The organism is Arthrobacter sp. ov118 (assembly GCF_900116495.1).
Lineage (GTDB): Bacteria > Actinomycetota > Actinomycetes > Actinomycetales > Micrococcaceae > Arthrobacter.
The window spans coordinates 60,095-81,138 of the sequence record NZ_FPAY01000011.1; the positions used below are offsets into that span (position 1 = coordinate 60,095).

A 21,044-nucleotide genomic window follows, 5' to 3' on the forward strand; every position below is an offset into this window, starting at 1 on the left:
ACCGGCGCCGCCTTCAACCTCGGGGTCCTGCTCGCGAACCGGCTCGACCCGCCGGACCTAAACGAAGCCCGGAACGCCTGGCAGGCGGTGATCAACATTGGTGCGAGCAACGATGTCGATGCCGTGCTGGGATGGGCAGCGTTAGCGTTGGCGACGCTTGATGCCTTGGTCGGTGACATGACGCGTGCCGCAGAACTCCTCGATTTGGCGGAACAGCACGGAGTCCAGTCCGCGATCGCTTACAAGGCGACGCTGTCCTCCGACCCCACAGTTCGTGCTGCCGCTGTCCAGAAGCTGGGTGAGTCACCCAATGATCCCGATGCCCTCAACTTCCTCGGAATAGTTAGCCACCGGGCAGGAGAACCGGCCCAGGCACTGCAGTACTGGCTGAGGTCCGCCGAATTGGGTGACGCATTAGCACCCCTGTTGCTGTACACCGTCCGCAATCCCACGCTGCCCGGCCGCCCCTGAATCTGGTTCGAGAAGAGAGAACGCCCCATGGGCCCGTCCTGCAAGCCGGTCGATCATCGGGCGCCCCCGAGGGGGTCGAGCTCGACAGGATCTTTACCGACAAGGCCTCGGGGAAGGACACGCCATCGCGTCGGCTGGCAGCACCTACACAGTCTTAGCTGTTCGAAAGTGCTCTTGGCGTCTGTTCGCAGGTCAGGGTAAGAGGCTTGAGCTGTTTTGACGCAGGTTCAGATGGCACCGTCGAAGGTTGCGGACCAGTCAGTATCGGGATTTGGCCCGGGAACGCTGACTTGAACGAGGGATCCTGGGGCCGAGGGAGTGACAGCTCCGACGAAGACGCTCCGTGTCTCTCTTGATAGAATGATGCCCAAGCCGCTTGGGCCCAGGACCGAGTTCGGGTCAGGGACAAGTTGTGCCAGGAGGGATTTATCGCCAAACCTTAGCGACGGGTTTGGACATGTGGGCGGCGTCAAAGGAAGTCGCACTGCCATTGTGCACTCTGACTTCAAAGACAGCGGCTCTGCTTGTGCTGCCGGTCTGCGGATCGGGCAGCAATGATCGATATCCGGTGAAATGAACCACCTATACGCTGTTGTATTGCATGGCCCCATTCATGGGCGATGACGAGGTACGGCCATGTATCGTCGCTTTTGTACCCGCGGGCCATCAGGGTGACGTCCCGGGCAAGGGAATCATTCGGACGACAATACGAAGCATTCAGTTCGGGCAGCCGTTCGGTTCCACAGCGTGGACCGTTAGGCGAAGCCCCGTCGTAAACGCCCACGACGTTTGGTGAGATGTACCTGCCGAGAAAGTATTCGCTCCAGTGACGACCCCGGTGCGGCCTGTTCGGGAAGGCTCTCACTGCCCCGAGGGCGTTGCCGCATGGCGCGCGCAGCGGTCTAGAGACACTTCTCGGAAACGAAGGATTGCGAGAAGGAGCCTCCGCGCTTTCATATGCGTTTGGCTCCCGGCCCTGTGGAGACGATGTGTAGGCTGCCAAAAACCCTCCGCGGGAGAATGCTGTCACCGTCGCCAATCTTCGTCGTCGCCTCCGCCGCGCTGACGGAAGTCTTCCGGAATTTCTTCCGGGATTTCTTCCTCGTCCGCGCGCTCCATAAGATCCTGGCCTCCTGCTAAACGGCGTCCGGCTTCCCTCTCGATGATGCCCCTGACCCGATCCTCAATCCGATGTAGGGCGTCATCAAGTCTGCCCCCTCTGTCGGAGGTCAGAAGAAGGTCACCGGCGCTACCGGCTCGCCAATCCGAAGGGTAGCCGAGAAACTCTAGGACAGGGTCAGTACCTCCGAATGCCCACGCCATCTCATCCATTCGTGCCTCACGGTAGGCACTCCTTTCCCTGCTCCCCAAGAGGATCTGGGCGATCTCGATCTGCGAAACTTTGTAATCCCATTCCCGCTCGTCGGCGAAGAGATATAGTCGCAAGAATTCGAGGCGCTCTTCCGAGAGATTATCCATGGCAGCCATTAGGGCGTCGTCGAAGGGTATCGCGAGGGGTAATTCTGCACGGCCCCAGTCCCTGGACCAAACGTCCCGGAACCGTCGACTGTTGACTTTTCCTCCCCAAACGCGGCTTGCCAGACCCTGAAGTCCATAAGGGAGCTCGAAACTTATTGGAGTAGGCTCCACGTCGGACGAGAAAAACTCAAGCTTTCTCCCCAGCTCGACCCAATTAGCGGCTTCGCGCAACAGAAACAGGCGCAAAACGGCCTCGCCTGAACGGATGGCCCCCTCGTCGTAGCTCCTCTGAGGCCATACCTCGTACTTTTCGTCCGGCCACAGACGTCCATAGTTTTGTTCAAAAAATAGGATTTGAGGGTCCACGTAGACGGCCTCAAATGAGCGAAGTCGGTACTCTTGTGCGCGACTCACATTATTCACCGGATTCCACGAATTGCCATGGGCGCGTGTAGCCATCGTGTGGTTTGCAGACCGTAAGGTGAGACTTCCCGTCGACAGAATCCGCAAACAGATCTGTCATGTAGCCTTCGGCCTTGACAACATTGTCGGGATTGGCCCACAAAATGCGCGCCTGAAGTGCCGGTTCCGACGTCTTCTCATAAAAATATTTTGTCCGACTCTGAGTTTCCTGAATCATGGATGAGTCTGGTTGTAGGTCTAAGTATGCGGATGACATTCGAAGGTACATTTCAGATATGCCCCGCATTCCGAAGGCCTCGGCTAGCCCTAGAAAACCAGCAGGGCGAAAGCCTGCGGTGGCGGGGCTGAAAAGTCGTGTCTGAGCGCTGAGCAGGATCGGGCGTTCAGTCCCGGGCGGCGAGTAATGCCATTGTTGTGCGGCTTCCACCAGAGCGCACCGTACAACAAGCCCTCCCAAGGAATGTCCGACGAGTATCAGTTCTTCATACGGTGACATGGTGTCGTCCCGCACTGCGACTCCTTTGACCTGCATGGCGGGTGGAAAGGGAGTTGGAAAGAAGAGAGGAAGCTGCCTTATCAACAGGTGGCCGACGGAAGCGACATTTACTCGGGTCGACTTATACCCCACGAACAACATGTCAGCCTCCCGCCACCACTGGCCCACTCGGCCGCTGTGCTGGAATTCTTTCCACGTAGACACTGTCTGGCCTAGGAATCCGTGGACGAAAATGATGAGGCGCTTTGCCCTTTCATGAGAGGCATACATGGCCCATGAAGATGGATCCGTAATGGCGCGACGAGCATGCGTCTCTGCATAGGTCATACCTCGGATCTTAGACCTAGGCCCCGCTGGTGGCGCAAGGAACGAACGACCTACACGGTGAGGTGGGCTGCGAGCAGGGCCATTCTCAAGAACGAAGGATTCCGAGAGGGCATCAAATCGAGAATCAGGCTCGAAAGAGGTTTGAATCGCAGCTCCGCGGGAGAACCCTGTTCAGGGCGACACGTCATCCAGAGCAGCGATTGTCACTAATAGTTCTCGTTTGAGTACAGTCCGTTCAGCGGCCCGGAACGGGTTTTGAGAAGAGCAGCCGGCACGCCGGTCCAGCATCGAGGCCATTCTCATGGCTGGTCAGGTCTGTTCAATGATCGCGCGATGGCCTGGATGGGGTACGCGGCCGGCCGGGTAATGTCGGCAAGAACCAGAAGAATCCCCACCGCGGTCAGCTGCCGAATTTGAACGGGCCCTGATCGGTGAACGTCAGCGGGAGGGCATTGCCCTTGCGAAGGCCCGGGGAGCCTACCGCGGGCGTAGCAAGGTACTTTCGGCCGAGAAGGCGAACGAGCTACCGAGGATGGTCGCCGGAGGCGCAGAAGGCCGGTTTAGCCGCGAATACGGCATCAGCCGCGAGACCCTCTACCAGTACCTCAAGGCATAGAGTTGAAGGCCGGCGCCCTTGGTGCTGGTGCCTTCGGACCAATGGTCGCTTGGTACAAACGACTTCGGACAACCCAATGTCAGCAGTCAGCCGCACCGGAGCGTTCATCCGGCATCGGCCAATGCAGGCGACTTCCTAAACTGCCAGCGGCTCCTGACTTCTTATCCACGAAGATGTGTTCCCTGCTAACGCCGGTAGCCGCCAGGGCGCCCAGCTGCCCGGTCAGGTCCCGCTTCACCGTCGAACGGACCGGGACGGCAGGGAAAACGCAGGTAGAACTCGACACCGGAAGGGTGCTCCTTCGCTCGTCGATAATAGCGGCTTCAACAGCCACTATTTCCCAGCTCAGAGCACCCCTCCACTGTTTAGACACCCAGCACCGACCCTACGAAGACACTGGGTTCACAGGGAGGCCGGGGCCCACCACGTCTCCCAGCACCACCGGGACGATGGTGCTGGGAGTGGTGAGTAGCGGCCGCTTGGATCAGCTGCCCGACGCAGGGCACCAAGGGCGCATCGGGTCCGGCCAGTTGCCGACGCTGGACCGGCTGCGCATCGGGTCCGGCCAGTTGCCGACTCGAGCGGGTGCGTGGCCGGAGACGAAGCCGCGTTGGGCGGCAGCGGAAGCGGCATGAAGGAAGGGGGCGTGGATGGACATGGCTGTTCTCCTGACTGAATTTTTGAATCCGAACGCCGAGGGGCGTCGGTGGCCGTTGTCTGCCCGTAGAAGGGCAGGGAGGGCCTATTCAGTCAGGGGATGATCCAGGGTCGAAGGACGGACTTGTCGCCGGCGCCTGGGCCAGGTCCGGCGCCTGGGCGCTACTGCGCGCGTCCCAGGGGTGCCATAATCCTGCGGCGTCTCCGGCCGCTTGAGCGCCCCCGCTGCCGGGTCCGGAAGTCGAGGAGCCCGCGGAGCCTTGGGCGGCGGACAGCCAGAGCCGGACTTCTGCGTCCAGCAGGGGCTCCGGGTCAGAGGAAGGTGCGGAATAGCCGGCAACGGCCGACACCGCCCCAAGCGCAGGGGCGTTAACCCGGAGCTGCGCGAGGCCGGGACCCGAGACGGCAGCCTTGGGGGCAGGGCCTGCCGAGGCTGGCTGCGGCCTTGCGGCGCCTGCGTGAGTGGCCGGGGCAGCGGCCGGCCGAGCGCCCGGGGTAATGACGTTGCCGCTTGTATCCGGGAGTTGGTCCGGAACCGGCACCACTGCGGGAACGGGGAGTTGGTCCGGAACCGGCACCACTGCGGGAACGGGGAGTTGGTCCGGAACCGGCACCACTGCGGGAACGGGGAGCTGGACCGGAACCGGCGCGACTTTGGGTGCGGGGAGCTGGACCGGGACGGCCCCGGCCGAGTCGATGCCCTCTACGGCCCGATGGATGACCGGCGCGCCACGCGTGAGAACTGGCGCAACCGGGTTAACGACCGGGGCGACGCTGCCGACCACGGTTGCAACCGCAGGTGGTGCCTGGCTCACAACCGCACCTGCAGAGACGGCGGGAGCCGCTATCACCCCAGCCGGAGGGGTGACAGGAAGCGGCACATCCTTGATCGGACCGGTGCTGGACGTGCCCGGCAATCGGCTGACCGTGGGCAGTGCCCGTGCGGAGACGGTCTGAAGTGGATGCGTCACCGGCGGGGCTGCGGCCGCGGCCTTGTCCCGGGGAGATCCGGGCTCGTGCTGGGGCAAGGCAAGATCGGGTAGATCCACGGCCGTGGGCCCCGAGGCCGGCCCGGACGGCGCGGCGTCGGCACTTCCGGCGCCCCACACGAGGCAAATCAAGACAAGGAACGCGGCAAGCATGAGTGAGCGAGCGGCCGAACCGCAACGATCCCGCAGGCTGCTTTCCATCCGGTTATCCCCCCAGAGGTGACGGAGCAACAGACTACGCCCTGTGCCGCCGCCCGGTCTAGAAGTCGCGTTGACTCTCTAATGGGCGGCGGCTGGCCTGTTGCCTGGCTGGCAGGATGGCTGCCAGTCCTGCTGAACGTGACCCTGACCCCGTCCCAGTGTCTTTTATATGACCTGTCCGTTCGGTGGGGCTGGCGCCGGCCTGTCCTCTTTCGATGGCTTGATAGAAGGTCATCCAGGGTGCCACCTGTGACTCAGCTCACGGAAGCGCTGTACCGGCACCTGGACTCCCCGAACCCCATTTTTGACGCCCATACATTGTTCGAACTGGCCACTGAAGAACTTCAGGATCGCCGGGACGGGCAACCCGTCGCGCCGATTACCGGCTCGCCTGGCGGGCACGCCCCCGCCGCGGAGGAAGTTTCGCGGGTCTGACATGCGGGTGCAGCACCGGTTGTGAGGGGAGGGCGACGACTGGGAGGGGCTGGGTCTCAGAAGGGGCATCGCCGCCGGCCCCGTCCACACGGGTGTGCCGGCACGGACCCAAAAACCTGGACGAAGCACGCGCCAATGCCCGGTGTCACCATTGCCGGGCACTGACGCAGTTACCGCCGAGAGCAGTCTCCAAGGAAACGACCTCTCACCAAAAACTGTATCCTTAATGCCCCGCCCGGGCTTGAGTATCAGCTACCTGTCTTCCGGCACGGCAATACTCACAACGAAGGGACAATTTGTCAGGCCGCGTCGCGCCCCGGTGACACTTCCCTTCGCTTCCGCCACCGTTGTTGGACGGCACCCGGCCCCGGTAGCTCACGCCGGAGGGTCAAAAGCTGCCACCGCTTGACCGGAAGTGTAATCTGGACGGAATTCACTCGAGACAAGCCGGACTGGAAGGGTACGCGCGGGTATGAGTCTCAAGGACGAGTGGGACCGCCTCGATTCCGAGACGCGGTCATGGCTTCTGGAAAATCCGGGATGCCTGGTCTTGCCCCATGCAATGTCGGCCAGAATCAGCAAGGCAGCCCACGAGGACATCGATCACGATCAACACGGGCAGGCCGTACTCTCCCGGGCCGACCACGATTTCATCCGGGAGAAAGCAGAAGCCGCCGGAACAATCCGCGTTCCCGCGACGGACCACCAGTTTTTCGACACAGCAGCTGTGCCCGTTATCAGGAGATGGCCCTCCGGAAAGCTTGCCGGAACGCCGCCGGATGAAGCCCGACAGGACCAGTCAATTTAAGCGCAGAGGTGAAGCAGTGACGACCCCTCACTGCCCCCAGGCTGATGCACAGGGTGCCTTCCCGTCCCATTACCGGAAGGCCAGGGACGGGTCAGGCGTTCACCGGATGCACGCCACGCCGGCAGAAAGAAAAGCGGACAGCGAATGAGGCCGAACACCCGGAAGACCGCCGACCGCGTAGCTGTGCTGCCCAGACTGATGGCCCTTGCCGGCACACTGATCCTGGCCGTAGCGGGGTGTCAGGCCACGCCGGGGCAGGGAAATCCGAAACCGGGGCACGTATTTGTCATCAACCTTGAGAACAAGGGCTACGACACCGTCTGGGGCGCGGACTCCGACGCACCCTACCTCGCCAAGACCCTTCGGGATCGGGGGGTTCTCCTCTCCAAGTATTATGCGATCGCCCACCATTCGAACCCGAACTATCTCGCGCAGATTTCCGGGCAGGCCTCGAATCCCATGACCCGCAACGATTGCGGGACCTACGTTCCTTTTAGGTCCACCGGCACCGCTTCCCCGGGTCAGTTTGAGGGAACCGGCTGCGTCTACCCTGCATCGGTGCCAACGGTTGCCGGCCAGCTGAGTGCGGCCGGCAAAACCTGGAAAGGCTACATGGAGGACATGGGGACCCCCTGCCGCCACCCGGATCCCGGCGCCGAAGACGACAGCCAGGACGCCTCCCCGGGCGACCAGTACGCCACTCGGCACAACCCCTTCGTTTACTTTGAGGCGATTACTTCGTCTCCGGAATGCCAGCGCAACATCGTGGACTTCACCCAACTCACCCGTGACCTGGGCTCGGCCGCGACGACGCCGAACCTTTCCTACATCAGCCCGAATCTGTGCAACGACGGCCATGACAGCCCCTGCGTCGACGGAAGGGAGGGCGGCCTGGTCAGCGCTGACGTCTGGCTCAAGAAGCACGTCCCGGCCATTCTGGACTCCCCGGCCTTCAAGCAGGACGGGATGCTGGTCATCACCTTCGACGAAGCCGAAGGCAACGAGGCCGGGCCCCCCGGAGTGCCTGGAGGCACAGCAGGAGGCCGCGTCGGCGCCCTTGTCCTCTCACCACTGACCAAAGGCGGCACGGTCTCGGACAGGACCTACAACCACTACAGCCTTCTGGCCACCATCGAAGACATCTTCGCCCTGCCCCGCCTCGGCTACGCCGGTGCGCCGGGACTGAACAGCTTCGGACCCGACGTCTTCAACTCCGGACACTGACCGCGAACGCCCCGCTCACAACTCCAACGGTACGGCCTCACCAGGCCCCGGTTGACAACGTTCCCGGCACTTCCTCGAGCCCGCCTGCGGCAAGCTGGGCCCCCAATCACGCTGCTCAGGGGGCGGCTGTCGCAGTACCGGCCAAGCGCTGGATCCGGGCAAGTTCAGCGGGTGGTCCGGTCCAGTGCTGTTCCAAGGGTTCCATCGCCCGCCTGACGGATGACCGGGGCAGGACCAGGGCCAACCCGAATGGCTTCTTCACCCTTCTGCGATCAGCGCAGGGGTTCCCCTCCCCGCGCGGCTTCCGGGAAGAGCAGCCGTTCACCTGGACCTGGACCGGGCAGGAATCGCGTGGAAGCTTGACCCACGACTCGGCCCGGACCAACGGTGCTGCTGCCGTATTACGCCTGGACAAGCGCCTGGCGGCCGTTACCGGCGTGGGTATTGACGGCAGCAAGCTCCCGACGCCGGGCAGGCCGGGCAGCGGGACGTGTTGGCCCAGGAAGTAGCAGACGGGGGAGCGGGTCTATGCCCGGAACGACATTGACCGCGGCCGCCTGGTCCGCCGGTCCTTGGCGGTCTGGGGCGACACCCGGGCCGAGGCCCAGACCGCGAACGAGGACTTTTTCCACTACACGAACGCCGCCCCGCAGGCGGCCAAGTTCAACCAAGGCCTGGAACTATGGCTCGGCATCGAGTCCTATCTACAGGAGCATGCAGCCCAATACCGGAGCCGGATCGCCGTCTTCACCGGCCCCATCTTCAGCGCCGTCGACCCCGTGTACCGGGGCGTGGACATCCCGCTGCGCTTCTTCAAGGTCGCCGCCTTCATCCACCAGGGTGCGCTGGCGGCCACCGGCTACGTGGTGGACCAGTCCCCGCAGCTGTCGGACCTGCCCGACATTCCGCGGCCCGGGGTCATTGATGACAGCCCGCCGCTGGGCCCTTTCCGGACGTTCCAGACACCAGTTCGGGGGACATCGCCGAGCTGACCGGCCTGGACCTGGACCAGCTGGTGCACACGGAGGCACCCCCGCCCGATTTTTGTACCTCGCCGCGCGTCGACCAACCCCCGCGCGCTTTGACCGCTCGTCCGCCTCGCACCGTCCCCGCCCGGACAGGGCACCTTTCCCTCACAAAGCACCAAAAGGCTGAAGAGCTTGGATACACCGGAAGGAACAACATGAATGCGGAAATGCAAGTAGCGCCCGTCCTGATGCCAGGGCCCCAGACTCGCTCACTCAGCTACCACAACTGGGTCCACCTAAACCCGGGCGACAGAGTCATCGTCAAACGAAGTGGGTTCGCCCCGGAACATGGCACCGTGGACGACGTTGGCGAAGACGCCTCATACTTCTGGGTTTGGATTGATGGCCGGCGCCGAACTCTCATCTTTCATGGCGACGGATCGGCCATTCAGAAAATCCTCCCCTAGCCGCACGCCACCTTTCATCCCACCTGCGACGAGGACGGGCCTCTCGAAACCCTTACGTTTTGAGACGGGAAGGATTCGAGACACCGGGTTGGATGGGGAACTTCCCCGCGCCTTCACGACAGGCGCAGTGTCTTCTCAATACCGATGAGAAGGCGCACGCCGAGTGCGTCCACCGTTCGACCAGCGTTACTGAGGACAACAACTGCGGCTTCGAGTTCTGGCAGTAGGCCCAGATAGCTCGTGCTCCCCGCGGTTGCCCCGTTGTGGCAGAGGACTGTGTGTGGGGTGCCTCGTAAGGGGGACAGATGCCATCCGAGTCTGACCTGGACCCAACGGTTCGCTTTCGCTCGCGGTTGCTGTGCGGTGATCAGGGCCTCTGGTTTCCTGGAATCGCCCGGCACTAGGTTTTGGTGATCGAACTCAAGGAGATCATGGGCCGTGGATCTAAGGGCGCCCGCACCAGGCATCGAGCCTAGGTCCCAATCCGGAATCGGCCTGTGTCCCCGGGAGTGCGCCTGTATGTAGCGGTCACCGAACTCGGGGCGGCGCTGAATATGCGTCTCCGGCAGCCCCAGTGGAGCGGTGACTCTGTTGTAGATGACCTGCTCGAAGGGGATTCCGTCGTGCCGGCTCAGGGCTTCACCGAGGAGTGCCGCCCCAAAATTGGAGTACCGCAGGCGCTTTCCCGGTGCGGGCCACGGGCGTGCGGCCGCCAGGGCAGCCTCCAAGTCGGCTCTGCTGAAGTTGCTGTAGGGGTCCGCCGGGGTCGCCGTGCTTGCCGCCTGAGTCCCGCTGGGAGCCGGGGAAGTCCCGAAGTGTGGCTGGCAAGCTGGCCCAGCGTGATGGCCGAGGCGTTTGGATGCGAGGATGTCGGAAGGAGCGATGCCAGTGGAGTGTCTAGGGAGAGCTCGCTGGAGGTCACGGCGTCGGCCAGGGCCAAGGCCGTGAAGACCTTGGTGATTGAGCCGATCTGGAAAACTGCATCACCCCTCGGCTTGGCCTGGCCACGACCGGCGAACCCTGACACGACGCGAGTGGGACCTATGCTTGCTCCGACAACGACGCCCACATGCTTTGCGACGAGCGGTCGGGTGATCGCATCGACCATCGCCCTCAAATTCGCCACCGCTTCTGGCGGGCCGTGATCGCCGTCCATAGCAGGTCCTGTCTCTACAATCGTTGTCTCTGCCCCGGGCCGTCGACTTCGCCCTCGGCACTGGCTGCCGCCCTGTCGGTGACGTTGATGATAGTCGTTGTGTTTCGGCCCGCCCTGTGACTGCTGGGCCCCGGCGTCATTCGACCATGTCGATCAGCCGACGTACTGCGGTGACATGGTCCCGCAGAGCCTGTCTACCGGCATTGGTTAGTCCGACCCACGTGGTCCGCCTCCCCGCGTGGGAGCTCTTTCGGCTGTGCAGGTAGCCGGCGTCGACCAGCGTGGAGACGTGTTTGGACAGCACAGAGTCACTGACCTCAAGAACGTCCCGCAACGTCGCGAACTCCGCCTCGGACACCGCGGACAGCATCGTGACGAGCTGCAGCCGCGCCGGGGCGTGGATCAGCAGATCGAGCCCTTCCATCAGCCAAAGACCACTAATCCCGCGATCCCCAGGCAGGCGAGCACGGCCAGGACACCGAGCATGCGCGGGGAGACGCCACGGGCGTGGGCGGCAGGATTACTGCGGTAGGTGTGCCACCAGTGCCGAGCGCCGAGCGCACAGCCGATTCCTCCGGCCACAGCCGCCGCGGCGACGAGCCACCACAGTGATGCGAAGGCGGCCCAGACCCCTGCGGCGAACGCGCCGAGGTAGATGAGTGAGTCCGAGGCCCCGGCTGCTAGGACGATGTGGCTGACCAGCCCGTCGACCCTGACCCCGTTGATCCGGCGGAACCGGTGCAGCAGGAGCGCTGCAGTCCCCAGGAAGGCTGCCAGCCCGACCAGCACGACAACTAACCCGGTGACGGTCTGGGCGGCGATCCCGTAGGCGGCGGTGGCAAGCTGCAAGGCGACCGCGGCAGCAAGCAGCGGAAACAGGCCCGCCGGCAACCGCAAACCATCGGTCAGTCGTCGGAGTGCCTTGTCCGCCACGGCCAGGGCTTCGCGCGGGTCCTCAGGCTCCTGCTGAATAGGCGTACTTTCCATGTTGGAAAGTATAAATGCAACTTTCCAACCCGGCAAGTAAGCGGCTGTTGAGCGGGGCGTCTGGAATCCGACGAGGGCAGGAGCGCGGCACAAGACAGGTAGCGACTACGCGTTTGTCTTGAATGAGGAGCTTCTAGGCTCAAAGTGTCGGCGGATCGGTCAAGAGTCCTTGGATGAGACCGGTCAGCAGTCCCTGCAGTGACGTGTTCTGCTGTGGGGCATTTCGGTCCCGGCCGCTCTGCGTGCCGGGATTGACCTTCGGGAGGCCGACGGCGGTGAGCCCTCGAGACCCGGTTCTTCCCAGACGCCGCCGGTCTCCCTGGAGGACTTCACCTGCCTAACTAGCTCAGTCGCCGCTCATTCCGGGCGTGCTGGCCATCGGCTCCATCCGTGCCAGGGAGAGCCCGCTGGGGCACTGCCGCTTCGAGCTGACGTTTCCCGCGTCCGGTGAGTAAGGCGGGCGCCTACGTTTCGGAGGAGCGGGGGCCATCGTTCCCCGGGTCCTGGTCGGCACTGAGCATGTACCCGGTACCCCTCACCGTGGTCAGTGTTTGGAGGCCGAAGGGAACATCAATCTTGCCCCTGAGGTAACCGATGTAGACCTCTACCACGTTGTCCCCGCCCTCAAAAGCCGGGTCCCACACGTTATTGAGTATCTCGGCCTTGGTCACGATCTGGTCGTGGCGCCGCATGAGGTACTCCAGGAGCCCGTACTCCCGCGGGGTGATTTTGATCGCCGTGTCCCCCCGAAGCACCCTGCGCGTGAGAGGGTCCAGCGTCAGCGTACCGAGGGTCAACACCGCGGGACGCTCCCGGCCCCCGCGCCGGCTGAGCGCCCAGATCCGCCTCACCAGCACCGGAAAGCTGAAAGGCTTGGTCAGATAGTCATCAGCCCCCAGATCAAACGCATCGGCCTGATCGTACTCGCCGTCCTTCGCCGTGAGCATCAGCACCGGAGTCCAGTTTCTCGCCTCCCGAAGCTCCTTCAGCACGTCGTAGCCGTTCTTTTGGGGCAGCATCAGATCGAGCAGGACGACGTCATAGGAGTTTTCTGTCGCCGCCCACAGACCACTGACGCCGTCGTGCATGACGTCCACGACAAACCCTTCATTCGTCAGGCCGCGGCGGACCGCTTCGGCGAGACCCCTCTCGTCGTCCACGACCAGAATCCGCATCCGGCCCCCTCTCCCCGGTACAGGCAGTATGTGACAGCGGATTGAGCAGATCCTGAGAAACCTTGGCCGGTACGTAAATCCGCAGGCCCAGTAACGCGGTAGGCCAAGCCCATGTTCCATGTAGGGCATGACAACGTTGGCCGCTACCGAACCGATGGCGAGGCGAGCGGGCAACCACGTCATCCGTTTGTTAGACCCTCGGAATGCGTTCTGCAAGGAGGAGAAGAACCACGCGTTTAGCTCTTGGGCGGGCGGCCCCGGGTTCGCCCGGTCTGCCAGCCGGGAACGGCGTCGCCCAGGAGTTTGATCTTGGCCGGGTCGAGTTCGCCGCGGCGGTGTTTGTACCGCTGGGTGTGGATCCAGACTCCGAGGGTGTGTTCCCGCGCTGAAGCGCAATGGCGGTGGCGAGGCCAGTCGTTGCCTCCGGCGCGAAAGGCCACGAGCGCGGCGAGCCGCTCGTGCCACCTTGCATCGTCCGCCGCTGTCCTGGCGTTCCCGGCCCACCCGGGAACCCGGTCGGGACGGTCGCGGTAGGCCGGATGAAGGGTGCCGTCGCCTGCTTTGCGCCGACGGTCAGAGAGCCACCGGGCCATCGACCGTTCCGACGTCGCACTGGACAGTCCCCCTGCTCAGGTCAAGGGTGTTCGATTTCGAGTTGACCTCGGTGAGCAGGTCCGTCATGTAAGCGCCCCAGTCAAAGTATGCCACCTGGCCCCTCGTTGGCCCGAGAGAAGTAGGCTGCTAGTTCTGGTGCAAGCCGAACTTTCGCCTGGGACTCAAGAGACCCGTGGCGGATCCGAGTCGAGGTGACACCACTGGTGATGGACCCGGTGTACGGACAGGATTGAGACGACGCCCCGCGTGCCTCTGAGGACGGTTGTATTGATCGGCATGGTTGCCGACCATTGAAGAATGGGAATCAAGGACAAGCGGCACCTGCTTGCGGTCGCCCTGTGCCTGCTGACCCCTCTTGGCGGTGTGACGGCGTGCGCCTACAACTACCCCGAGCCCGAGCCCGTGCACACCCCAACAGCTGACCCTGCGCCTGCAACAGCACCCCCGCAGCCGTACAACAACACGCAGGTCCTGGAGCATGAAGCTAAGAACTACGCTGAGCTGGAGCGGCTCCTTACGGCTTCACCGGGCCCAGTCCTCCTATCCGATGCGGGACCACTGGATGGCCCACTTAGGGGATTTGGCAAATTGGAGGAGGTGCCGGCGGCCGGGCAGTACACCGTCACCGCAGCCTGCGTCGGTGCTTCCGGTGCGAAAGTTTTCGTTGGACAGGAGCATCCGGGTGCCCCTTTTCAGCCGGTGGAGCTCACTCTGGATTGCACCGGTGCCACTTCACAGGTCCTGGCGCTTCAGCAGGGGTACGTTTTCGCTCATCTGTTCCTGCCCGGCCCGGGCGACACCCCCTGGACAGGGGCGGTTGGCGGGGTGCGGGTAACCGGAGGCAGTTGACCTTCCGAAAGCCGGTGCCCACTACTCAAGGCCCGGCTCACTGCCACCCGATCAGGACCAAAAGCACCCTAATCGTCTGCGGTAGAAGGAGCCTCTGCCGCACTTCAGGCCAGGAAGAATTCGCACCAGAGCGGGTAGTGGTCCGAGACCCGCCAGGACACCTCGCTGCGGGTCATGTCCCGGAAGATGTGGGGGATGAAGTCAAAGGTTCCCGCCCGTTGGCTGTAGGCCAGGCCTTGCAGCAGTGAGGTGCCGTCGGGTTCTGAGAACCAGGCCAGCTGGTCGTAGAAGTGCGTGGTCTTGTCATCGTCGAAGATGGTCCGCGGGACCGTGTTCAGCTCCGCCGGCGGCCACAGGCCCGTGGAGATGAACGCTTCGTAGAGCGGGTCGCCGATCCGGTCCAGGTTGAAGTCGCCGAGCACGATCAGGTTCGAGTTCCAGTCGTTGGGCCGCACCGCCCAGTCGTGCATCCACTGGGCGAACTCCGTGATCTCCGGCAGCCGCTCCGCAGGGTCCTTGCCCCAAAGTATGTGCACCGAGGCGAGCGTGAACTCCACCCCGGCCCGGGTGAAGCTGGCCGTGTACGGGGTGCGGGCGAACTGGCGCTGCGGTTCCTCGCCGATCGGGGGCAGTACGATTTCCCCGACCAGGCCCGCGGGCTGGGCCCGGGTGCTGTCGTAGAGGAAGGAGAGGCGTTCGCCGTTGCCGGCGGTTCCTTCGGTGACGTCGGAGACGATGACGCGCCAGTCCGGGCCGAGGCTGGCCAGGAGCCGCTTGAGCGCTGCGGGGTTGCGGCGGGATTCCTGGACGGCGACGACGTCGAACCGGGAGATGACGGCGGCCAGGCAGGCGATGGCATGCCAGTCCCGCTTCGGAGAGTCATTGGGGCCGGCCAGCCACTTGGCGGTCAGGTCACCCAGTGCCCGGATGTTCCAGGTCCCGATGAGGAGGTTGGAGTCCTTCTTCGCAGGAGTGCTTCCCTTCAGGGCTGTACGCAACCTGTCGAGATCCTCACTCACTGTTGCCGGCGGCTGCTCAGTCATGGCTCCATGCAAGCAGATGGCCCGGATGATGCAAGCAGGCGCACGGGACTGACTTGTCCCGGGTAGATGCGGGTCGTGGCCCACAGACCCCCTGGCGCTCGGGATGGCGGCCCAGCCGGGCCGGGATCGCGAACAAGGTGCCCGGTTTTCGTCTGGATTGACGGCACGCAGGTTACTGATTCCGGACGGCCCAGGGGATTGATTACTAGGATCATGTCCACAGTTCGGCATGGACGCAGTAGGCGTCCGGGAAGGAGGAACAGATCACCGCTGACCCAGACCAATCTACGACTGACCAATCCGTTGAAAGCCCCTCGTCCGAGGGGCTTTCCCGTGTCTGAGCACACCTCTTCGGGCGGCATGCTCACAGCTGGCCATAAGGGGCGGCCGGTCGACACTGTCCCTGGCGACGCTCCTCGAGGAGCACCTACCCCTGGAATGCGGACGCTGCCCACAGATTTCTTATGCAGAGGGAAACCAGTAAGAGACCGGCACATGCCGGTCTCTTACTGGTTGACCGGCCAGACAGGCGGAAGCATCTTCGAGCTGAATCCGCCGCTGCTTGAAGAAGACGTCAGGTGTGGAGGCAGAATGATTCCATGTGCGGCAGATATGTGATGTCCAAGGCCACCGGGGATCTCCTTACCCAGTTCGAGGCTTAGGAGATCGAGGGCAGCCCGCCGCCGCCCAGCTGGAATGTCGCTCCGACGCAGGACGTGCCGATCATTGCGGAGCGGGTGGACGACGACTCCCTGGATCGGCGGCTGTTGATCGCCCGTTGGGGCCTGGTCCCATCCTGGGTCAAGGACGTCAAGATCGGGTCGAAGCTGATCAATGCCCGCAGCGAATCGATTCTGGACAAGCCATCGTTCCGGAAGGCCGCCGTCAAACGGCGGGCACTGGTCCCGGCGGAGGGCTATTACGAGTGGCAGAAGACCGAGGACGGGAAGAAGATCCCGAATTACCTCTGCTCCGAAAAGGAGAATGTGCTCGCCTTCGCCGGGCTGTACGAGTTCTGGCCGGGACCCGCCCCTTCCCGAGGACGACCCGCACCGGTGGCTGCTCAGCTGCACCGTTCTGACGACGACGGCGCATGATTCCCTCGGCCACGTCCATGACCGGGCCCCGGTCATCATTCCGCCCAGCATGTACGCCGACTGGCTGGACCCGGTAACGACGGACAAGGAACAGGTGCAGGAGATGCTCGATGCCATCCCTGAACCGGTTCTGACGCCGCGGGTGGTCACCGACCGGGTCAACAGCGTGCGCAACAACGGCCCGGAACTTATCGAGCCAGCCCCCTGAGCAGTGCCGTGGCATCACTGGCGTGCGGTCCGTGGACGCAGCATTTTGGGCAGGGTGATGTTTGCGGGGGACAGTTCCGGCCTGGCGCGGAGGACGCGCAGTGGGTGGCGGAAGGACCTGCCTGACCAGGCCGTATCGGCAGAGACTTCCACGGCCACGGGTTCCACCAGTGTCAGCGCGACCGGTTCCTTGTCCCGGTTGAATCGGTCCAGGGTGGTGCCCTTCACGGTCGTGGGCCAGGGGTGGGCGCCGCGGGGCGGCTGCAGCCACCGCGCCAGTTCCCGCGCGGCTGCCGTCTTCAACGGTGTGGATCTACCGACGATCCGCAGCTCCCCGTCCAGGACCAGCCCGGCCACGACCTCCCGGGGTTCGGTGATCGGCCCGATGACTGCCCCGCAGACGATTTCCACGGTTTCGCGGTGCTTGAGTTTCAGCCAGGAACGGGCACCTGGCGTGTAGGGCTGGTCGCTGCCTTTGATGACCAGTCCCTCGATCCCGGTGTGGGGCAGGTCTTCCATCCACCTGGCCGCCTCGTCCGGGTCGGTGGTGGCGGGGGAGAGCGAGAGCGGGGGAGCCCATCCGCGGGCCAGTTCTTCCAGGAGCGCCCGCCGCTCACGGAAGGGGAGCGCCCTCGCATCATGTCCGGCAACGGCCAGAACATCGAAGGCTACGTAACTGGCCGGAGTCTGCCGAACCTGTCCAGGGAGGGTCTTAGGGCCGGCGCCCAGACGTTGCTGCAATGCGGAGAAGTCCAGCCTGCCCCCGGCCCAGATCACGGCTTCGCCGTCGAGCACGCACCCGGGCGGAACCTCTGATGCGAGGGCTGCAGTGAGTTCGGGGAAGTATCCGGTGAGCTGCTTGCCCTGTCTGGACCAGAGGGTCACCCCGGTATCGTCGTGGGCCGCGACGCAGCGGTAACCGTCCCATTTGGGCTCATAGGACAGACTCCCGGGCAACGCATCAGCTCGTGGCATTCTCGTGACGGTCCGGGCCAGGGCCACCTTCGGCGGCAGGACAAGGCCGGCCGGCAGCCCGGACGCGGACGGTGGTCTAGCTGCCGCCATCGAGGCCTTCCAGCGCCTCTACCTCGGCGGCGTCCAGCAATGCTGCCGGATCGTCGCCGGTGGCCCGGGCCGGGTCGTCCAGGGATTTGAAGTGGACCCGGGCGAGGGTGATGGCCACGAGCTCCAGGAAGGGGGCGCCGTTGCGTTGTTCCAGGCCGTCCAGATAGGCGAGCATGCGCCCTTCCAGGGCGCCGGGCCCTTCGGATTCTTCCGCGGCGAGCCGCGTCAGCGTCAGGGCCGCGAGGTCCGGGTTGTCGTAGATGAGTCCCATGGGCCAACGCTACCCACCCCGCCGGCGCGGTCAAGAGCGAGTGCTAGCGCCAGCGGTAGGATTCCAGCGCGCGAAGCAGGGGAGCGGGGTCGCCTTTCAGGTGGTCGACGGGGCGGTCCCCGGCAAGGGCTCTCGAGGGGGTGACCATCCAGAGCGTGAAGTAGTTGTGCGGGATGTCCAGCTCCAGCGCATGCCCGAAGAGCTCAATGACCTGCGGGTGGAGTTGCCCGCCGGGGAGGAACTGAAATCCGGGGCAGAAGGTGCCGTCGTCGATGAAGACGCGGACGAGCTGGCGCATCACGGGTTCGGGGTCTTCCATGAGCTCGGAGAGCCGGCGACGCACCTGCTGCAGGGTCGGCAGCGTGAACTCCGTCCGAATCGCAGCCCACGCCTGATCGTTGATGGGTTGGCCGTTCACTCTTCTTCGGTTGTTTCGTCGGCATCGCTGATGTTTTCCAGGAGCCAGTGCGTGGAGAGCGGTTCCCGGCGGAGCGTGGCGGTCCGGAGGGCGGAATGGGTGCCGGAGCGGACCTGTACTTGCCAGTATTCGATGCTGACCAAATCGCCGCTGCCGACGGCTGCCGTGCGGCGGGTGTCCCACCAGGCGTCTCTGCCGTACCAGTGCCGGGATTCGGTGTCGGGATCGACCAACCAGATCCGTCCGTCGTGCCGGATGGCCAGGGGTTTGCCTGCCGCGTCGAGTCGGACCAGTGTGTCGTGGGTCTGCGGGGCGGCTTCGGCGATGGTGCTCATGGAGTGGTGTTCTTTCGTGGTGCGGTCGCGCGGGAGAGTTATTGGTTAGGCGGCTTTGACGAGGGGGAGTTCGTCCCAGTGGGTGGTGTAGCGGGGGGAGAGCATGTCCCGTTTCATGGTCCAGTCCGGTCCGCCGCGGATGCCGGCGTGGCCGAGGCCGATGGAGCCGCGCCCGTACTTTTTGGTGACGTCTTCGAGGAGTGTTCCGATGTGGCGTTCCTCGTGCTGGTTTTCGAACAGGGCCAGGGGTGCCTGGTTGCCGGTGGGGCGGAGGTCGGTGACCATGATCCCGGCCCTGGCGTACTTGATGCCCTCGTGGATGCGGGGCAGGAGCGCGTGGGCGGCTTTTGGTGAGCAGTACCGGGTCGGCGGTGGGCATCGGCAGGGGCACGCAGACGGAGGGGTATGAGGTGTCTTTCGGGTTGAAGTGTGAGGTGCCGGCGAACGCGGTCAGGACCTTGGCCTGCAGGCCATGTTTGGCCAGCCGGGCCGATGCCTGCTGGCCGTAGACGCTCATGACCTGCCGGATCCCGGCGGCGGTGGTGATGGGCGTGGCGAAGGAGCGGGAGAAGATGAGCTGGTCCCGGCCGATCCGTTCCTCCTCCATCGGGATGCACGGGGTGCCCTGCAGTTCCAGGACGGTGCGCATCATGACCACGGAGAACCGGTCACGGATCATCACCGGATCGGCCCGGGACAGGTCAAGGATCGAATGGAGCCCTAAGGCGTTGAGGCGTTTGGTCAGCCGCGTCGCGACACCCCAGATCTCGATCACGGACAGGCGCCGCATCAGTGTCTCCCTGTCCCCGGCGGGTACGGAGTCCCAGTGGCAGACCCCGCCGAAGGCCGGGTTGTTTTTGGCCCACTAGTTCGCCAGCTTCGCCAGCGTCTTCGTCGGTCCAATTCCCACGCAGACCGGCACGCCGACGTTCCGCCTGACGGCGGCCTTCATCGCCCGGCCCAGGGCCAGGAGTTCATCGGGGGAGCCTTTGACGCCGAGGAAGGCCTCGTCGATGCTGTAGACCTCCAGCCAGGCCGAGTACCGGCCAAGCAGCTCCATCACGCGGGCGCTGATGTCGCCGTAGAGCTCATAGTTACTCGAGAGGGCAACAAGCCCCCACTCCCTGGCGCGGGGTGCGAGTTTGAACCACGGCTCGCCCATGGCGATGCCGAGTCTTTTGGCTTCCGGGGAGCGGGTGACGGCGCAACCGTCGTTGTTGGAGAGCACGATGACGGGCCGGCCCTCCAGGGCGGGGTTGAAGGCCCGCTCGGCCGAGGCGTAGAAGCAGTTCACGTCCACGTGCGCGATCTGCGGCATCCGCCGCATCACCGCCGGCTTAGACACGGCCGGCCCTACAGCCGGTGAAGGCATCGGGTCGCCACGCCCCACACCACCAGATCGGATAAGGACGGTACCCGGATATCCGGGTACGCGGGATTTTCTGCCTGCAGCACGACCCCGGCACTGGTGATGCGCAGCCGTTTGATGGTCAGCTCACCGTCCAGGACCGCGACGACCACGGATCCGTCCACCGGTTCCAGGGCACGGTTGACGATCAATTCATCGCCATCGCTGATCCCGGCCCCGGTCATGGAGTCCCCGGACACCCGCACCACATAGGTGGACGTGACGTCCTGGATCAGGTGCTCATTCAGGTCGATCCGCCCGTCGAAGTAGTCCTGCGCCGGCGAGGGATACCCGGCCGCGACAGAAACCGGTGAGATCAGCACCGACAACAACGACGCCCCCGCGTCTATCACGCGGGGACCAATAACAACGCCCACAACACACCTTTTATTCGAATATATCTTCGAATAAGCATAGCTCTTGGGACCGACAGAAAAGTACCGCCGGCCGCCGGATCAGGCCTGTGGCGGGGCGGGTTGCACGCCCGTCCTAGAGGGCTAACGGCTCGGGACACACGGGACACATCTGGTCAGAATAGGAGACGGGTCCGGCTGTGCCGCAAGAGGATCCCTCACCGGACGCTTGTAAGCCGGCTCTGTAGTGGCTGCGGCCCGCCTGCCGCTTGGGTGTCCTACAAGGTAGGTCCCGAGCCGACCGCAAAAGGCGACCTAACTCAGAGCGCCCCAAGGCGATTTGACGAGATTCAGAGAGTGGTTATATTTTTTTCACGTAAGAAAAAGAGAACGGAAGTTCCCCCGCTTAAAGTAGCTGTATTTGCCTGTTTATGGGGAAGCACCGTTGCAGTAACACCTGGTCGTCGGACAGCTTGAGACGGCCAGAGCAACACCAGTAACACC

At 63.9% G+C, this 21,044-nt stretch carries 21 protein-coding genes and 4 pseudogenes; 8 read left to right on the forward strand and 17 right to left on the reverse strand.

Features of this window, described 5'->3' with window-relative positions; genetic code table 11:
• Window positions 1-471, forward strand: a 471-nt coding sequence (locus BM372_RS20755; RefSeq protein WP_218160892.1) for a hypothetical protein, incomplete at its 5' end; no start/stop codon positions are given.
• Between the two features lie 1,026 nt (window positions 472-1,497).
• Here BM372_RS20755 and BM372_RS17560 read toward each other — a convergent pair.
• Together BM372_RS17560 and BM372_RS17565 are read right to left on the reverse strand one after the other, a co-directional pair.
• A complete protein-coding gene (locus tag BM372_RS17560) occupies window positions 1,498-2,316 on the reverse strand; it encodes a hypothetical protein (RefSeq protein ID WP_143111500.1) in 819 nt (272 codons plus the stop codon).
• Window positions 2,317-2,365: 49 nt separating this feature from the next.
• On the reverse strand, window positions 2,366-3,196 hold the full coding sequence (locus BM372_RS17565; protein WP_143111501.1) for a lipase family protein: 831 nt from the start codon (window positions 3,194-3,196) through the stop codon (window positions 2,366-2,368).
• Window positions 3,197-3,602: 406 nt separating this feature from the next.
• On the opposite strand from BM372_RS17565, the pseudogene BM372_RS21130 reads away from it, so the two are divergent.
• Window positions 3,603-3,812 (forward strand): annotated as a pseudogene (locus BM372_RS21130) (recombinase family protein); the annotation flags it as partial.
• Between the two features lie 746 nt (window positions 3,813-4,558).
• Here the strand turns inward: BM372_RS21130 and BM372_RS17570 are convergent.
• Window positions 4,559-5,659: a hypothetical protein gene (locus tag BM372_RS17570; RefSeq protein ID WP_143111502.1), complete on the reverse strand. Its 1,101-nt coding sequence runs from the start codon at window positions 5,657-5,659 to the stop codon at window positions 4,559-4,561.
• A 249-nt stretch (window positions 5,660-5,908) separates the two neighbouring features.
• On the opposite strand from BM372_RS17570, the gene BM372_RS17575 reads away from it, so the two are divergent.
• The 4 genes from BM372_RS17575 to BM372_RS17590 all read left to right on the forward strand — a co-directional run bounded on the left by BM372_RS17575 (window position 5,909) and on the right by BM372_RS17590 (window position 9,118).
• A complete protein-coding gene (locus tag BM372_RS17575; RefSeq protein ID WP_090956741.1) occupies window positions 5,909-6,094 on the forward strand; it encodes a hypothetical protein in 186 nt (61 codons plus the stop codon).
• Window positions 6,095-6,566: 472 nt separating this feature from the next.
• Complete coding sequence (locus BM372_RS20760; protein WP_177236056.1) at window positions 6,567-6,902, forward strand: hypothetical protein; 336 nt, start codon at window positions 6,567-6,569, stop codon at window positions 6,900-6,902.
• 144 nt (window positions 6,903-7,046) lie between these two features.
• The gene (locus tag BM372_RS17585; RefSeq protein ID WP_090956742.1) at window positions 7,047-8,126 is read left to right on the forward strand and encodes an alkaline phosphatase family protein; all 1,080 of its coding nucleotides are present in this window, start codon (window positions 7,047-7,049) and stop codon (window positions 8,124-8,126) included.
• A 572-nt stretch (window positions 8,127-8,698) separates the two neighbouring features.
• Complete coding sequence (locus BM372_RS17590; protein ID WP_256214382.1) at window positions 8,699-9,118, forward strand: DNA/RNA non-specific endonuclease; 420 nt, start codon at window positions 8,699-8,701, stop codon at window positions 9,116-9,118.
• A 556-nt stretch (window positions 9,119-9,674) separates the two neighbouring features.
• Here the strand turns inward: BM372_RS17590 and BM372_RS21300 are convergent.
• From BM372_RS21300 to BM372_RS21135, 7 genes and pseudogenes are all read right to left on the reverse strand, one after another.
• Complete coding sequence (locus tag BM372_RS21300) at window positions 9,675-10,445, reverse strand: serine hydrolase domain-containing protein (protein ID WP_143111511.1); 771 nt, start codon at window positions 10,443-10,445, stop codon at window positions 9,675-9,677.
• Window positions 10,346-10,717: pseudogene (locus BM372_RS21305) on the reverse strand (serine hydrolase domain-containing protein); the annotation flags it as partial. The gene BM372_RS21300 and the pseudogene BM372_RS21305, both read right to left, overlap by 100 nt.
• A 136-nt stretch (window positions 10,718-10,853) precedes the next feature.
• A complete protein-coding gene (locus BM372_RS17610; RefSeq protein WP_090956746.1) occupies window positions 10,854-11,141 on the reverse strand; it encodes a transcriptional regulator in 288 nt (95 codons plus the stop codon).
• Window positions 11,141-11,704, reverse strand: a complete 564-nt coding sequence (locus tag BM372_RS17615) for a hypothetical protein (RefSeq protein WP_090956747.1) — start codon at window positions 11,702-11,704, stop codon at window positions 11,141-11,143. Before BM372_RS17615 ends, BM372_RS17610 begins: the two co-directional genes overlap by 1 nt.
• 464 nt (window positions 11,705-12,168) lie before the next feature.
• Window positions 12,169-12,879 carry a response regulator transcription factor gene (locus BM372_RS17620; protein ID WP_090956748.1) on the reverse strand — a complete coding sequence of 237 codons (711 nt, stop codon included), beginning with the start codon at window positions 12,877-12,879 and terminating at the stop codon, window positions 12,169-12,171.
• Window positions 12,880-13,115: 236 nt separating this feature from the next.
• Window positions 13,116-13,472, reverse strand: coding sequence for a helicase associated domain-containing protein (locus BM372_RS17625; protein WP_090956749.1), 357 nt, complete (start codon window positions 13,470-13,472; stop codon window positions 13,116-13,118).
• Window positions 13,453-13,587, reverse strand: coding sequence for a hypothetical protein (locus BM372_RS21135; RefSeq protein WP_256214383.1), 135 nt, complete (start codon window positions 13,585-13,587; stop codon window positions 13,453-13,455). The genes BM372_RS17625 and BM372_RS21135 overlap by 20 nt, the downstream gene beginning before the upstream one ends.
• A 204-nt stretch (window positions 13,588-13,791) precedes the next feature.
• On the opposite strand from BM372_RS21135, the gene BM372_RS17630 reads away from it, so the two are divergent.
• Window positions 13,792-14,343, forward strand: coding sequence for a hypothetical protein (locus BM372_RS17630; protein WP_090956750.1), 552 nt, complete (start codon window positions 13,792-13,794; stop codon window positions 14,341-14,343).
• Between the two features lie 104 nt (window positions 14,344-14,447).
• On the opposite strand, the gene BM372_RS17635 is transcribed toward BM372_RS17630, so the two are convergent.
• A complete protein-coding gene (locus BM372_RS17635) occupies window positions 14,448-15,386 on the reverse strand; it encodes an endonuclease/exonuclease/phosphatase family protein (protein WP_090956751.1) in 939 nt (312 codons plus the stop codon).
• A gap of 665 nt (window positions 15,387-16,051) precedes the next feature.
• Here BM372_RS17635 and BM372_RS17640 point away from each other — a divergent pair.
• Window positions 16,052-16,691: pseudogene (locus tag BM372_RS17640) on the forward strand (SOS response-associated peptidase).
• Window positions 16,692-16,705: 14 nt separating this feature from the next.
• On the opposite strand, the gene BM372_RS17645 reads toward BM372_RS17640, so the two are convergent.
• The 6 genes and pseudogenes from BM372_RS17645 to BM372_RS17670 form a co-directional block, all read right to left on the reverse strand.
• Window positions 16,706-17,665, reverse strand: a complete 960-nt coding sequence (locus BM372_RS17645) for an ATP-dependent DNA ligase (protein WP_256214384.1) — start codon at window positions 17,663-17,665, stop codon at window positions 16,706-16,708.
• A gap of 76 nt (window positions 17,666-17,741) precedes the next feature.
• Window positions 17,742-18,026, reverse strand: a complete 285-nt coding sequence (locus BM372_RS17650) for a hypothetical protein (protein WP_090956753.1) — start codon at window positions 18,024-18,026, stop codon at window positions 17,742-17,744.
• Window positions 18,027-18,069: 43 nt separating this feature from the next.
• Window positions 18,070-18,444, reverse strand: a complete 375-nt coding sequence (locus BM372_RS17655; protein ID WP_090956754.1) for a hypothetical protein — start codon at window positions 18,442-18,444, stop codon at window positions 18,070-18,072.
• Window positions 18,441-18,779: a hypothetical protein gene (locus tag BM372_RS17660; RefSeq protein WP_090956755.1), complete on the reverse strand. Its 339-nt coding sequence runs from the start codon at window positions 18,777-18,779 to the stop codon at window positions 18,441-18,443. Before BM372_RS17660 ends, BM372_RS17655 begins: the two co-directional genes overlap by 4 nt.
• 45 nt (window positions 18,780-18,824) lie before the next feature.
• Window positions 18,825-20,106 (reverse strand): annotated as a pseudogene (locus BM372_RS17665) (Y-family DNA polymerase).
• Window positions 20,107-20,132: 26 nt separating this feature from the next.
• Window positions 20,133-20,564 carry a LexA family protein gene (locus tag BM372_RS17670; RefSeq protein ID WP_090956756.1) on the reverse strand — a complete coding sequence of 144 codons (432 nt, stop codon included), beginning with the start codon at window positions 20,562-20,564 and terminating at the stop codon, window positions 20,133-20,135.
• Window positions 20,565-21,044: the final 480 nt, after the last annotated feature.